At 64.8% G+C, this 13,414-nt stretch carries 15 protein-coding genes, 1 tRNA gene and 1 pseudogene; 11 read left to right on the top strand and 6 right to left on the bottom strand.

The genetic code is table 11. The features are described 5' to 3' along the window. Positions 1-54: 54 nt before the first annotated feature. The 5 genes from GQO94_RS12065 (at position 55) to GQO94_RS12045 (ending at position 3,251) form a co-directional block, all read left to right on the top strand. Complete coding sequence (locus GQO94_RS12065; RefSeq protein ID WP_156841787.1) at positions 55-591, top strand: hypothetical protein; 537 nt, start codon at positions 55-57, stop codon at positions 589-591. 116 nt (positions 592-707) lie between these two features. Next, positions 708-1,001 carry a YggT family protein gene (locus GQO94_RS12060; RefSeq protein WP_156841785.1) on the top strand — a complete coding sequence of 98 codons (294 nt, stop codon included), beginning with the start codon at positions 708-710 and terminating at the stop codon, positions 999-1,001. A gap of 7 nt (positions 1,002-1,008) precedes the next feature. After that, positions 1,009-1,902 (top strand): bifunctional methylenetetrahydrofolate dehydrogenase/methenyltetrahydrofolate cyclohydrolase FolD, encoded by an 894-nt coding sequence (folD, locus tag GQO94_RS12055; RefSeq protein ID WP_156841783.1) that lies wholly within the window; start codon positions 1,009-1,011, stop codon positions 1,900-1,902. Beyond that, positions 1,899-2,624, top strand: coding sequence for a hypothetical protein (locus GQO94_RS12050; protein ID WP_232332907.1), 726 nt, complete (start codon positions 1,899-1,901; stop codon positions 2,622-2,624). The genes folD and GQO94_RS12050 overlap by 4 nt, the downstream gene beginning before the upstream one ends. A 3-nt stretch (positions 2,625-2,627) precedes the next feature. Then, a complete protein-coding gene (locus GQO94_RS12045) occupies positions 2,628-3,251 on the top strand; it encodes a MarC family protein (RefSeq protein ID WP_156841781.1) in 624 nt (207 codons plus the stop codon). A 38-nt stretch (positions 3,252-3,289) separates the two neighbouring features. Here the strand turns inward: GQO94_RS12045 and GQO94_RS12040 are convergent, their stop codons facing one another. Genes GQO94_RS12040 through GQO94_RS12030 form a run of 3 tightly spaced genes read right to left on the bottom strand, consistent with a single transcriptional unit; the run spans position 3,290 to position 5,385 of the window. Further along, entirely contained in the window at positions 3,290-3,847 is a 558-nt protein-coding gene (locus GQO94_RS12040) for a nucleotidyltransferase family protein (protein WP_156841779.1), read from the bottom strand. A 14-nt stretch (positions 3,848-3,861) separates the two neighbouring features. Further along, positions 3,862-4,476 (bottom strand): LON peptidase substrate-binding domain-containing protein, encoded by a 615-nt coding sequence (locus tag GQO94_RS12035; RefSeq protein ID WP_156841777.1) that lies wholly within the window; start codon positions 4,474-4,476, stop codon positions 3,862-3,864. 3 nt (positions 4,477-4,479) lie between these two features. After that, the gene (locus tag GQO94_RS12030; protein ID WP_232332916.1) at positions 4,480-5,385 is read right to left on the bottom strand and encodes a tetratricopeptide repeat protein; all 906 of its coding nucleotides are present in this window, start codon (positions 5,383-5,385) and stop codon (positions 4,480-4,482) included. A gap of 216 nt (positions 5,386-5,601) precedes the next feature. Here GQO94_RS12030 and GQO94_RS12025 point away from each other — a divergent pair. The 5 genes from GQO94_RS12025 to GQO94_RS12005 all read left to right on the top strand — a co-directional run bounded on the left by GQO94_RS12025 (position 5,602) and on the right by GQO94_RS12005 (position 11,747). Then, positions 5,602-5,676, top strand: a tRNA-Gly gene (locus GQO94_RS12025). Positions 5,677-5,993: 317 nt separating this feature from the next. After that, complete coding sequence (locus GQO94_RS12020) at positions 5,994-7,193, top strand: DUF932 domain-containing protein (RefSeq protein WP_156841773.1); 1,200 nt, start codon at positions 5,994-5,996, stop codon at positions 7,191-7,193. Between the two features lie 127 nt (positions 7,194-7,320). Beyond that, entirely contained in the window at positions 7,321-9,420 is a 2,100-nt protein-coding gene (locus tag GQO94_RS12015) for a ParB/RepB/Spo0J family partition protein (protein ID WP_156841771.1), read from the top strand. Positions 9,421-9,499: 79 nt separating this feature from the next. After that, on the top strand, positions 9,500-10,531 hold the full coding sequence (locus GQO94_RS12010) for a DUF7146 domain-containing protein (protein ID WP_156841769.1): 1,032 nt from the start codon (positions 9,500-9,502) through the stop codon (positions 10,529-10,531). Between the two features lie 295 nt (positions 10,532-10,826). Then, positions 10,827-11,747 (top strand): DUF2493 domain-containing protein, encoded by a 921-nt coding sequence (locus GQO94_RS12005; RefSeq protein ID WP_156841767.1) that lies wholly within the window; start codon positions 10,827-10,829, stop codon positions 11,745-11,747. Between the two features lie 27 nt (positions 11,748-11,774). Here the strand turns inward: GQO94_RS12005 and GQO94_RS12000 are convergent, their stop codons facing one another. Further along, positions 11,775-12,086, bottom strand: a complete 312-nt coding sequence (locus tag GQO94_RS12000; protein ID WP_156841765.1) for an antibiotic biosynthesis monooxygenase family protein — start codon at positions 12,084-12,086, stop codon at positions 11,775-11,777. A gap of 261 nt (positions 12,087-12,347) precedes the next feature. Between GQO94_RS12000 and GQO94_RS20805 the strand changes: the two genes are divergently transcribed. Then, the gene (locus tag GQO94_RS20805) at positions 12,348-12,506 is read left to right on the top strand and encodes a hypothetical protein (RefSeq protein WP_198045936.1); all 159 of its coding nucleotides are present in this window, start codon (positions 12,348-12,350) and stop codon (positions 12,504-12,506) included. Between the two features lie 441 nt (positions 12,507-12,947). Here the strand turns inward: GQO94_RS20805 and GQO94_RS11995 are convergent, their stop codons facing one another. Both GQO94_RS11995 and GQO94_RS11990 read right to left on the bottom strand, forming a co-directional pair. Continuing rightward, positions 12,948-13,319 (bottom strand): SIR2 family protein, encoded by a 372-nt coding sequence (locus GQO94_RS11995; protein WP_232332915.1) that lies wholly within the window; start codon positions 13,317-13,319, stop codon positions 12,948-12,950. Continuing rightward, positions 13,292-13,414, bottom strand: a pseudogene (locus GQO94_RS11990) (IS5 family transposase); the annotation flags it as partial. The gene GQO94_RS11995 and the pseudogene GQO94_RS11990, both read right to left, overlap by 28 nt.

Raw genomic sequence — 13,414 nt, 5'->3', positions numbered from 1 at the left:
TCAATTTCGAGGGCTTACGTGAGGGCGACGAATTCGCAAAAAGGACTGCGCGCCGTGATCCTGAGACTGAAACCGGGACTGGTCGCAGCCGGCCTTCTGGCACTCGCTGCCTGTAACAGCGACCCCGAAGAGCCCCTGGTGGAACCGATGGCGAGCGAGACGGCCGTTCCCGAGCCGGCGCCGAGCGCCACCGGAACCGGGGCTTCGACGGCAATCGCGGACGCTCTCGATGCCGGCGCGCTCGCCGATCGCGAGGATCCCGAGCGGCTGCTGCGCTTCTATACCAACGCGCTCAGGATCGGTGACTGGAACTCGGCGGCGCGTGCGTGGAGCCTCGATGCGCAAATGACGCCGCAGAAGCTGGAAAGCGAATTCGGCGGCGTCGCGGGTCCCAAGGTCGCGGTCGGCAAGGGCGACATCGAAAGCGCGGCGGGCTCCCTGTTCTATGTCGCCCCGGTGGTCATCGACTTTGCCGACGGCAGGCCGTCGCGCCGCGGAACGATCGTGATGAGCCGGGTCAACGATGCGCTGGGAGCGACCGAGGAACAGCTCAACTGGCGGATCGATCGCAGTTCGATGCTGCCGCAGTAGTCAGCCCCCCGGCGTAAGTGGCATTGGGGTAACTGCGGCGCGCCCACCTTGCCCGCGACGGCAGGGCCCGGTATCAGCGGGCGCGCTTTGGCATCCTTTCCGGAAAGGCCCGTCCCTTGATTTTCCTCACCCTGTTCGAGATCGTCGGTTACATCGTCTCGATCATCGTCATGCTGGTGATCGTGCAGTTCGTGCTGAGCCTGCTGATCTCGTTCAACGTCGTCAACATGAGCAACCAGTTCGTCGATGCGATCTGGCGGTCGGTCAATGCGCTGCTCGATCCGCTGCTGCGCCCGATCCGCAAGATCATGCCCAACACCGGTGCGATCGATTTCTCGCCGCTGGTGCTGATCGTCGGGCTCGAAATCCTGCGAATCATCCTGCGCAATCTCGCACTCGCGTCGATGTAGGCCCGGCATGACGGCCCAAATCATCGACGGAAAGGCTTTCGCCGAAGGCCTGCGCGGCCGCGTCGGCACGCTTGCCGCCAGCTTCGCGGCGGCAGCCGGTCGCAAGGCGGGATTGGCGGTCGTGCTCGTAGGCGAGGATCCGGCGAGCCAGGTCTACGTGCGCAACAAGGGCAAGCAGACGCTGGCCTGCGGGATGGAAAGCTTCGAGCACCGCCTGTCTGCCGAGACCTCCGAGGCCGACCTGCTCGCGCTGGTGGACACGCTCAACGCCGATCCGGCCGTCGACGGCATCCTCGTCCAGCTGCCGCTGCCCGCGCACATGGACGAACAGAAAGTCATCGCCGCGATCGATCCCGACAAGGACGTCGACGGCTTCCACGTGATCAACGCCGGGAGGCTCGCGGTCGGCCTGCCGGGCTTCGTGCCCTGCACGCCGCTGGGCTGCGTGATGCTGCTCAAGGACCGGCTGGGTTCGCTTGCCGGCCTCGATGCCGTGGTGATCGGTCGTTCGAACATCGTTGGCAAGCCGATGGCGCAATTGCTGATCCAGGAGAGCTGCACCGTCACGGTCGCACACAGCCGGACCAAGGACTTGCCCGAAGTCGTGCGCCGCGCCGACATCGTCGTTGCCGCGGTCGGCCGTCCCGAAATGGTGAAGGGCGAGTGGATCAAGCCCGGCGCGACGGTCATCGATGTCGGCATCAACCGGGTTCCGGCGGCCGAAGACGGCAAGACGCGGCTGGTCGGCGATGTCGACTTCGCGTCGGCCTCTGCGGTCGCGGGTGCGATCACCCCGGTGCCAGGCGGCGTCGGGCCGATGACGATCGCGGTCCTGCTGCGCAACACCCTCGTTGCCGCGCATCGCAACGCAGGGATCGATCTGCCGCAGGACGCGCTGTGACGCGCCTTGCCACCAAGCTGGCGGGCGCCGTTGCCTGCCTTGCGCTGGCAGCCTGCGCGGGCGGTCAGTCGGGGCGGCAGCGCCTGCCGCGCGGCCCGCTGCGCGATGCCACGTTCGGCTCGCCCGGCGCGATCGTGGCGGCCGAACTCGCGTTCAACCGGCTCGCTCGCGAGAAGGGGCAATGGACGGCGTTCCGCGAGACGGCGGACAAGGACGCGGTGATGTTCGTGCCGCAGCCCGTCGACGCGCGCGAATGGCTCAAGGGCCGCGAAAATCCGCCCGCACCGGTTTCGTGGCAGCCCTACGAAACCTGGGTGAGCTGCGACGGAACGCTCGGCGCGAGCAAGGGCGCCTGGCAGCGGCCGGACGGCTCGGTCGGTTATTTCACGACGGTCTGGCGCCGCCAGAGGAGCGGGGAATATCGCTGGGTGCTTGATCAGGGTGACGATCTCGCCGCGCCGCTTCCCGCACCCGAGATGCTTGCCGGACAGATCGCCGAATGCCCGCCGGGTCGCGGCCCCGCGGACTTGCGCCAGCGCGACTCCGAGCAGAAAAATCCGCAAGTCGCGATGGACGGCACCGGCCGATCCGACGACGGCACGCTCGAATATACCTGGCAGACCGCGCCCGATCTGTCGCGCACGGTCACGGTGCGGATGCGCAAGGGTGGCGAGTTGCGCGAAGTCATGCGCAGTTCCGTCGCGGCGCCGGCGGGTAGCTGAGCGATGTTCGACTTGTTCGTTTCCGCCTTCGTCACTTTGTTCGTGGTGATAGACCCGCCCGGGTGTGCGCCGATCTTCGCCGGGCTGACGTCCAACGCCCCACCGGCCAGTGCCCGGGCGATGGCGATCAAGGCGTGCTTCATCGCGGCCTGCATCCTGTTCGTGTTCGCGCTGTTCGGCGAAGCGCTGCTGGCCGCGCTCCACATCGAATTGAACTCGTTCCGCATCGCCGGCGGCATCATGCTCTTCCTGATCGCGCTCGACATGGTGTTCGAAAAGCGCACCCAGCGGCGCGAGGAGCGGGTGGAAAAGGTCAAGGCGACGCCCGAAATCGAGGACGTGTCGGTCTTCCCGATGGCGATGCCGATGCTGGCCGGGCCCGGCTCGATCGCGACGATCATGCTGCTGATGTCGCAGGCGCAGGGCACCGAATCGACGCTGGTCATTCTCGCCGCGCTCTCTGCGGTTCTGGTGCTTTCGCTGATCGCGCTGATCGCCGCGATCCCGCTGATGAAGCTGCTGGGCCACAGCGTCGAGGCGGTCATCACGCGCCTGCTTGGCGTGCTGCTGGCAGCGCTTGCCGCGCAATACGTGATCGATGGCCTGCGCGAAGCGATGTTGGGGTAGGGGGCAAATAGCGGCGCGCGGCCTGTCCCGACGGGAGATCAGACCTCGGCGCATCCGAGCAGCGGCCATTTGCTCAGCCAGGCTTTTGACTGCACGCGTTCCGCGAAGATCGCGTGCTTCTCACGAGCGAACCGCGCCGTCGGTCGAAGGCGCAGATCGAACAAGTCGTCCAGTCCAAGGGGACTCGCGATCCGGCATTCGCCCGTCGCCTCCAGCTTTGCCGCTACCGCGGTTGCCGTTTCGGGCCAGTGTCGCATGGCATCGCTGGCCGACGTATAGGGTTGGTCGCCATTGCGAACATGCATCCGCGCCTGATTCTTGACCGACCAGTCGATCCCCGGCGCGACGGTGTGCAGCCGTCGTTCCAGCTCGCGGTCGAGCGCGGCATCCGTCGATCCGGCATCGAACCAGATCACATCGACATCGCCATCGATCGGTGCGGGAGCGCGGCCGTGCAAATGATCCCACACCGCATTTCGCACGAATCCCGCCGCGATCCAGGAATCCGGCAATTCCAGCTCGCGAACGATCTCGAGAAGTCGCCAGCGAGCGGGATCGGATCGAAGAATGGCGATGATCCGCGAGGCGTGCAACATGCCGGCCGGCGCCGCTATTGCAGCGTGATACCTTCCTCGTCGTCGCTTTCCGGACGGCGGCCGAAGAACTGCATCAACTGCACCAGCAGCTCGCAACGCGCCGAAAGACTGGGCGATTCCAGCAGCGCTTGCTTGGAGGCCGGATCGAACGGTGCGATCTGCGAAACACCGTTAATCAGCGAAAGATCGTCGAGCCGATTCACTTCGTCCCAGTCGACGCTGTAGCCCTGGGCCTCGGCAAACCGGCGCGCCTCGCGTTCGAAGCTTGCGCGTTCGACAGCGGCCAGGGTCTGTTCGCCGGTTTCCTCCAGCATCACTGCTTCGACCTGACGGAACGGGGTGGTCACGTCGAGCTCGCGCAAGACGCGAAAGCGCGCTTCGCCCTCGAGGATGATGTTGTACCGCCCGTCCTCCATCGCCTCGACTTCGCCGATGCGGCCCAGACAGCCGACCGCGAACAGCGGTGCGCCTTCCTGCGCGCGCTGCGGCTGGATCATGCCGATCCGCCGGTCACGGACCAGCGCATCGCCGATCATCGCCTGATAGCGCGGTTCGAAGATATGCAGCGGCAAGTGCAGTCCGGGATAGAGCACGGCGCCGGGCAGGGGGAAGATGGTGATCCGTGCCACGCGTTAGCCGAACAGGATCGTCGAGAGTTTGCGCCGCGTCGCGGCCACCCAGGGATCCTCGAGCCCGACGACTTCGAAGATCTGCAACAGCTTCGTGCGCGCCGCGCCTTCGTTCCACGCGCGGTCGGCTTCGATCATCTTCAGCAACGTATCAGCGGCGGTATCACGCTCGCCCGCAGCGAATGCCGCGTTGGCGAAGGCGAGCTGCGCGTCCATGTCCGCCGGGCGTTCGGCCGCCGCCGCGCGCAGCCCTTCCAGTTCGCTGTCGTCCGGCCGGTCCTTGGCGAGCGTCAGCGCGGCGCGCGCGCGTTCGATTGCCGGATCATTGGCGAGCGGTTCGGGCAGATCGGCCAGCATCGCTTCGGCATTCTCTATATGGCCCGCAGCGACCAGCGAGCGGATGAGTCCGGAAATGGCCTCGACGTTGTCCGGCGCCATGTCGACGATCTGCGCGAAGATCCCCGCCGCGCGCTCGCCGTCGCCGGAGGCGAGCACGTCCTCGCCCATCGCCAGCAGCGGCGCGACATCCTGCTGCGGCTCGGCGGCGTCGCCCGCCTGAACCGGCAGCTTGGCGAGCAGCTGGTCGAGCATCGACTTCAATTGCGATTCGCTGCGCGCATTGGTCAGATCGGCAACCGGTTGCCCCTGGAATAGCGCATAGACCGTCGGGATCGAGCGCACCTGGAACTGCGAGGCGATGAACTGCTCCTCGTCGACATTCACTTTGGCCAGAACCACGCCCTTGTCGGCGTATTCGGCCGCCACTTTCTCGAGCAACGGAGTGAGCGCCTTGCACGGCCCGCACCATTCCGCCCAGAAGTCCAGGATCACCAGCTTGGTCATCGAGGGTTCGGCGACCTGGCTGCGGAATCGGTCGACCGCCTTTTGTTCGTCGATGCTGAGACCCATGCTGGCCAAGATTGCTGCTCCCGTAACGTTGGACGAATTCTCGCACAATTTGGGGGCTCGCGGGCAATTGTGAAGGGTAATCCGCCGGTTTCGCACAGCCCGCCCCGATCTCATGGCGCCGATGCCATTTTTCCCTTGCAGCCCCCCAGGACCGATGCTAACCGCGCGCCTCACCTCCGGCCCGCCAGCTTCGGCAGCGGGCCGTGATCGTCTAGAGCGGGCGTAGCTCAGGGGTAGAGCACAACCTTGCCAAGGTTGGGGTCGAGGGTTCGAATCCCTTCGCCCGCTCCAAATTTCCTCATATTTTCAATTAGATGCGAGGCCTTGACGGCTTCGCATCTTGGATACGAGCCTGTTTGAGGGCTTTTGGTATCCAATTCGTACCCACACGAAATCGAACTCGCGACGGTCATCGACGACGCTTTTCACGTTGAAGGCAATTGGTCGTTTGGAACGGCGCGGTTTGATCCACGCCCGTGACAGAGGTTTTCGCCATATCCGAGTCGTCGCGTCTCACGCCTTTGGAGAGTAAGAGGGCTGCGGCTGTCGCCGTGACGGTTCGAGCGTCGGGAGAGAGGCTCCCGGCCGGGCCGTCGCGGAGATATGTCATGACGCAAGTTCAAGTTCTCGACGCGAGCCCCGTCAGGAGCAGCGGCTACAAGGTGGATGTGAGCCGCGGCCAGCGGATCGGGCGGGTCTCGTCCGAGTGGTTCAGTCGTCCGGCAGACCAGCGCTATCTGTCGCTGACCGAGCTGATGGCGGCGGTGAAGGGCCGCGCCGAACGCAGCCGGACGCGGACGGTGGAGAGTGCGGCGATCCGGGTTGAAGCCCACCGCGACGATCCCGAACGGCTGGCGCTCGTCCTGCCTGATTCGGACAAGCCGCTGGCGCCGACCCATTGGAGCTTCGGCCAGCTTGCGAGTCTCGTCGGCGCGCCGGCGGCGTATATGCGCCAGCTTCCCGCACCGCTTGCAGCTATTAACCTGCAGTACGGCCTCACCAATCACCGCGCCGAGCAGGTGAAGACGTTGGAGACCGAGGATGGCCGTACCGAGCTGCGCGCTGTCACCGGACCCGACTATGGTCGCATCTACGATCATGAGCTGGTCGCCGCCGTGCAGCGCATCGCCGGCAACGGCACGGGCGATACGCGTTGGAAAGTGCCGGGCGTGCTCGACTGGTCGACCGGTGTCTACAATCCGATGGTGGACATCACGTCCGATACGACCACGCTCTATGCGTCCGACCGCGATGTCTTCCTCTTCCTCGTCGACGACAGAAACCCGATCGAGGCGGGGAAGTTGCCCGATGGATCGCCCGACCTGTTCTTCCGCGGCTTCTATTGCTGGAACAGCGAGGTGGGCGCCAAGACGCTCGGCATCGCCAGCTTCTACCTGCGCGCCGTTTGCCAGAACCGAAACCTGTGGGGCGTTGAGGACTTTCAGGAGATCAGCATCCGGCATTCTAAATACGCCGCTAACCGTTTCGCGCATGAGGCGGCGCCAGCGCTGACCCGGTTTGCCGACTCTTCGCCGCAGCCGTTCCTGAACGGCATTCGGCAGGCCCGCGAACGCATCGTTGCTCGCAATGACGACGATCGTACCGAGTTCCTGCGCAAGCGCGGCTTCGGCAAGGCGGAGACAGCGAAGATCGTCGAGACCGTCCTCGCTGAGGAAGGTCGGCCGCCCGAGTCCGTGTTCGACTTCGTACAGGGCATCACCGCTTACGCACGGAGCAAACCCCAGCAGGACGCGCGGCTCGATCTCGAGACGCGCGCCAAGAAGCTGCTCGACCGGGTCGCAGCGTAGCGCCCCTCCTCAGCGTCATTCCCCTACGCGGCGTCGCTCTCTTCAGAGGAAGAGGGCGGCGCTGCGCTTCGTGACGGGTTTGAGGTCGGGAGAGAGGCTCCTGACCGGCCCGCCATGGAGAAGACCCATGACCAAGTCAGTCAAGACCATCGCGCTCAGCCCCTCGCGGGACATTCCGTTCGACAAGCTGGTGCTGAGCCAGGCCAATGTCCGCCACGTCAAGGCGGGCGTCTCGATCGAGGAACTCGCCGAGGACATCGCCCGGCGCACGCTGCTTGCTAGCATCACCGTGCGCGCCGTCACCGATGCCGAGGGCAAGGAGACCGGCATGTTCGAGGTGCCGGCGGGCGGGCGCCGCTACCGCACGCTCGAATTGCTGGTGAAGCAGAAGCGGCTGCCGAGTAACGCGCCGGTGCCCTGCGTCCTGCGCGAGGGTGGCCATGCCGAGGAAGACAGTCTCGCCGAGAACATCCAGCGCGCGCCACTCCATCCGCTCGATCAGTTCCGCGCCTTCCAGGCACTGCGCGAGAAGGGCATGAGCGAGGAGGAGATCGCGGCGGCGTTCTTCGTCTCGGCCAATATCGTCAAGCAGCGGCTGAAGCTCGCCAGCGTCGGTGAAGCCTTGCTCGACGCCTTCGCCGCCGATGAGATGACGCTCGATCAGCTGATGGCGTTCACCGTCAATCCCCAGCCCGAGCGTCAGGCCCAGGTGTGGGAAGCTGTGCGGGGCAGCTACAACAACCAGCCTTACCAAATCCGCCGCATGCTCACCGAGCATTCGGTCCGGGCGTCGGATAAGCGTGCGCAGTTCGTCGGCGTCGATGCCTATGTCGAAGCGGGCGGCGCGGTCATGCGCGACCTGTTCGAGAGCGACGATGGCGGCTGGCTCGAAGATGTCGGACTGGTCGAGATGCTCGTCACCGAGAAGCTCAACGAGGAAGCCGAAGCCATCCGTGCCGAAGGCTGGAAATGGATCGAGGTCGGCCTCGATTTCCCCTATGGCCACACTTACGGCCTCCGCCGCATTTCGGGCGAGCAGCCGGAGCTGACCGAGGAGGAGCAGGCGACGCGCGATGCGCTCCAGGCCGAGCTCGACCAGCTCGAAGCCGAATATGCCGATGCGCCCGAACTGCCCGACGAGGTCGACGAGCGCTTGGGCGAGATCGAGACCGCCATTGATGCGATCGACGACCGGCCCGTGCGTTACGACGAGGACGACATCGCTCGCGCGGGCGTGTTCGTCAGCGTCGATCATGGCGGGCGGTTGCGCGTGGATCGTGGCTATGTGCGTCCGGAGGACGAGGAGAAGGTCGAGCCGGATGACGGCGAGACCGACGGTACATCGCCTGCGACCGCATCCACATCCCGCACTCCGGACACCGGGTGCACCGTGGATAGCGACGACGATGATGACACGCTGCGCCCGATCCCCGACCGGCTCGTCACAGAGCTGACCGCGCATCGCACGGTCGCGCTCCGTCTGACGGTCGGCGGCAGCTACGGCACGGCCTTCTGCGCCTGCCTGCACGCTCTGGCGCTTAAGCTGTTCTACAGCTACGCGCCCGACAGCTGTCTCGAACTCGACGCCAAATGCGTGTTCTTCGGATCGCAAGCGCCGGGTCTTGGCGAAACGCCTTACGCCACGGCGCTCACCGAACGGCATGAGGCGTTTGCAGGCGCGCTGCCCGACGACAGCGAGCAGCTGTGGGATGCGATCCTGACCATGCCGGTCAAGCTCAGGAACGCGCTGTTCGCGCATTGCGTGGCGATGACAGTCAACGCCACGATCGAGACCTATAATCGCAGGCCGCGTGCGCTTGCCCATGCCGAACGGCTGGCGACCGATATCGGTCTCGATGTGGCCGATGCGGGCTGGACGACCACCGCCGAGAACTATCTCGGCAAGGTCACCAAGGCGCGGATCGTCGCGGCAGTGCGTGAGGCGAAGGGCGATGAAGCCGCCGATGGCCTCGAAGGCATGAAGAAGGACGCCCAGGCTGAACGCGCCGAGCAGCTGATCGCTGGCACCGGCTGGCTGCCGGAGCCGCTGCGCACCGCGCCGGTCGATGCCGAGTCGGAGGATACCCGCAAGGAGACGGCCACCGACGCAGAAAGCGAAGCGCAATCGGCGAAAGAAGACGGCGCAAGGTACATGGCGGACGACGAGACGATCGACGACAATGAGCAAGTCGACGGCGAGACCCCCATCGCTGTCGCCGCCGAGTAGGTTCCCGCTCCCCGGACCTGCTCACTTCGAGGGTCCGCCGATCCCCGGCGGACCCTCTTTCTGTCTCAAGGAGGATGCGATGCACCAGGCATCCGACCTCGCGCGCCAGCTCGCCCGCAACGCCGAGAGCGTCTGCCGACACTACTTGCCGGAGGGTCACCGCCAAGGACGCTATTGGCTCGTCGGCGATGTCGAAGGCACGCCGGGCCGCAGCATGTTCGTGCGGTTGACTGGTCCGGAGAGCGGCAAGGGCGCGGCCGGCAAATGGACCGATGCGGCCACCGGCGAGCATGGCGACTTGCTCGACCTTATCGCCGCGAACAGGCGGCTCGGCTCGCTCGCCGAAACGCTCGAAGAGGCGCGGCACTTCCTGTCGCTGCCTGCTCCCGATCCTCGCGAAACCACGCACCGATCATCGGCACCCACCGGCTCGCCCGAGGCCGCACGGTGGCTGTGGGCGATCTCGCGGCCGATCCACGGCACGCTCGCCGAGACCTATCTAAGCGAGCGTGGTATTACCGATTTGCGCAATTGCGGTTGTCTACGCTTCCATCCCAACTGTTGGTATCGTGCCGATCGGGACGATTTGCCTAATACCCCTGACGCGTTCCCGGCCCTGATCGCATCGGTGCGCGATAACAATGGCACGCTCACAGGCTTGCACCGCACATGGCTTACTCCGCACGGCAACGGCAAAGCACCCCTCGCCACACCGCGACGCGCGATGGGCGAACTGCTCGGACATGGCGTGCGGTTCGGGCCATCGGGCACAACGATGATTGCTGGCGAAGGCATCGAGACGATGCTGTCGCTGCGCCAGATCATGCCTGCCATCCCGATGATCGCCGCTTTGTCTGCTGCACATCTTGCGGCGCTTCAATTCCCGCGCATGCTGCGCCGGCTCTATATTGCTCGCGACAAGGATGCAGCGGGTCAAACGGCGCACGATGACCTTGCATCCCGGGCGCAAGACGCCGGGATCGACGCGCTTCCGCTCGATGCAAAAATGGGCGATTTCAACGACGACCTTCGCCAGTTCGGGACGGACGCTATGCGGGCCGATGTCCGGGTGCAGCTCATCTTGGAAGATGCCGAACAGATCATCGGCTGATGACCGGAAAGCGGAATGGGTGTGCCGCGTGCTGATCATGGTGAACTCCGTCTCCTTTTAGCGCACGCCTTTGCCTTCCAGAGCGGGCGAGAGAACCGGAGCCGGCCCGGTCCGGCAACGGCTGCGTGCGGCTTTCTTCCCCGCCGCTACGCGGCTCCTCGCGCAGCAAGAAAGCCGCGCTCCGCCGTCCTCCACTGGCGCTGCGGCCTTGCAGGTGTCGGCCCGTTCCGCCCCCGCTCTCTGTTCGCCCGTGAAGGCCGCGAGAGGCGTGGTCTTCGAAAACGGAGCAACCGCCATGACCGATCGCGAAGACCCGCACGACCAATCGCAAACCGCGCACATTCTCGACGAATTGCAGCTTTACGGCTTTCGGCGCTACCAGGAGGAACCCGATCCGCGACCGTTACCCGACGGCGACCGTGTTGCCGGAGCCATCGCCGACATCTTCGATGCGTTGGTCGGGACGCTGGCTGAAACCCGGCTCGGACCTGATTTGGACGACCTGCTCTGGTCAACGGTCAACCTGTTCCACCGCTCCGCCGAGCGGGTCGAGCGCGAGCTCGACGACAACGAGCAGGCGCAGCGCCGCTCGCAGCGCGAACAGGACGGCTCCGAGGTCGCCTCGGTCGAACTGGAAAACCTGCTCGCCCAAGGGCTGACGCTAATCGAACGCCGCGATGCGCACGAACTGATGCGCGATGTCGCCTCGGACCTTTACCGCACCCACACCGGATCGGCCTGGCGGCCGCGCCACGGCAGCCTCGTCAACCGCCGCGCTCTGACCGCCGCAGTGGTCGACAGCCGCGACTTCATCGCCGCCCGCCGCCGCGCCGAAACCGAGGTGATGATTCCCGCTGGCACCAAGGTCGCGTTCACCGGTGGCAAGGAGTGCAATGATACCGACGCGATCTTCGCCGCGCTGGACCGGGTGTACGCCAAGCATCCCGACATGGTTCTGCTGCACGGCGGCGCGCCGTCCGGCGCCGAGCGCATCGCCGCTTGCTGGGCCGACAATCGCAAGGTCTGCCAGGTGGCATTCAAGCCCGACTGGAACCGCCACGGCAAGGCCGCGCCGTTCAGGCGCAACGATACGATACTGGAAGTGCTGCCGGTCGGTGTCGTGGTGTTTCCCGGCACCGGCATTCAGGACAACCTCGCTGACAAGGCGAGGAAGCTCGGCATCCCGCTGTTCGACTTCAGAAAGCGCGGCGCATGAGCGTCGCCTACGTTGAATGCCGTTTGGTCAGTCGGCGCCGAGCACGACCGTAAATCCTTCGAACTCGGGATGGCCGAGATAAAGCGCGCTGTTATCGCCGGCCTGGGCATGCGCCTTGCGGAACGCGTCCGACCGCGTCCAGGCGCTGAACGCTTCTTCGGACTCCCACATGCTGTGCGAGGCATAAAGCGTGTGATCCTCATGCTCGGGACCGCGCGCCAGCTTGAAATCCTTGAACCCCGGTACGCCGTCGAGATGGCTGTCGCGGTCCGACCACACCTTTTCGAAGGCGGCTTCCTGACCCTTCACAATCTTGAACCTGTTCATGGCGATATACACGGTGTCATTCCTTTCTCGGGTGAACTGCTGATGTTGCCGCGATGGAAAGCTGGCCTGCTCTCCGTATCATGCCGCGGGCACAGCCCCGCTCTCCTTGGCTTACTCCTAGCCTCTGCATGGCCTTGTGACGATCAACCCGCAGGGGGTCCGCTAAGCGAAGCTTGCGGCCTCCAGCTGCGCTTCCGGTGATCGCGGCCCCGCGACGGCCGCCCGTGCACCTGTCGAGTGGGAAGGTTCCCGCTCCGAAGACAGGAGCAGATCATGTCGCTTCCCACCGCCCAGAAATTCGCGTGGAGCCTCGCCCAGACGCTGATGACCTGTGTTGTTCTGATCTACACCGGTGATGGCTATTCGGTGCTGACCGAAGCCGATTACGACGGCGATCCCGGTTTGATCGTGCATGTCTACGATCCGTTCTGAAATCTTCAGCAACGGGGCCACCTGCGGACTGTCTGACTCAGAGCGACCGAATTGGCGAAGCTAACATTCAGGCAAACCATGGGCTCTGACTGCAGTCGCGAACAAAGGTGACACTCCACGGCCTAGAACGGCTCCCGAAACCGGCCCTTCGTTCATCTAGATGTCACGGGGAGCGAGCGCGGGGTTTTGGGGACTTGGCTGTCGTTAAGAATTTGATCATGGACGGCGGCGGGTGAATACGTCGATTTGCTCCATCGGGTCCCACGGCGGATGCTGGATGAAATGGCCCCCCCGGCTTGCCGCGCGTTACGCTAACGTTGAAGAAGCCTTGTCACAATGGGAGTGCTGTTGCCACTGGCGAGGGAACGCGCAGTGGTATCCCTCAACACGGGCTAGGCGCAGAAGACCCCGCTGTCGGCTGCGGCTGAGGACCAAGGCCGCTCACCCGCCCCCACGCACCATCTCAAGGAGGCGATCGAAAAACTCCGGCAGCGCTTCGTCGGGATCTAGCGCGTCAGAGACGATCGGTGACACCCCGCGGCTCCCCAGAACCTCCTCCTGAACGACGTCCGGTCGGACCAATAAGATGAACGACAGTGGCCGCCGCTTCGCATAGGCTGTGCCATCCCATGTGCGCTTAAGCTTATAGAGGAGAAGGCGAAGGTTGAGATCCTTTAGGCTGTACCCGACGAACAGGATCGTGCGGCCAAGCACGTCCGATCGGAGCTTCAGGTCGAGCGGCGATTCAAACTCTAACCGTTCGAAATAGTCCGACTCAGTGACGACTAGGCTTCGTGGACAAAGGGTATCCAGAGTTTGACTGAGGCGAGAGCGACGAAGCCAAGGTAGGATTCCCTGGTTTTGTCGTAGCGGGTCGCGATGCGCCGCCAGTTCTTGAGTTTGTTGAA

This window comes from Novosphingobium aquimarinum (assembly GCF_009746585.1).
In the GTDB taxonomy this organism is placed as follows: domain Bacteria; phylum Pseudomonadota; class Alphaproteobacteria; order Sphingomonadales; family Sphingomonadaceae; genus Novosphingobium; species Novosphingobium aquimarinum.
This window is presented reverse-complemented; position numbering and strand designations above follow the sequence as displayed.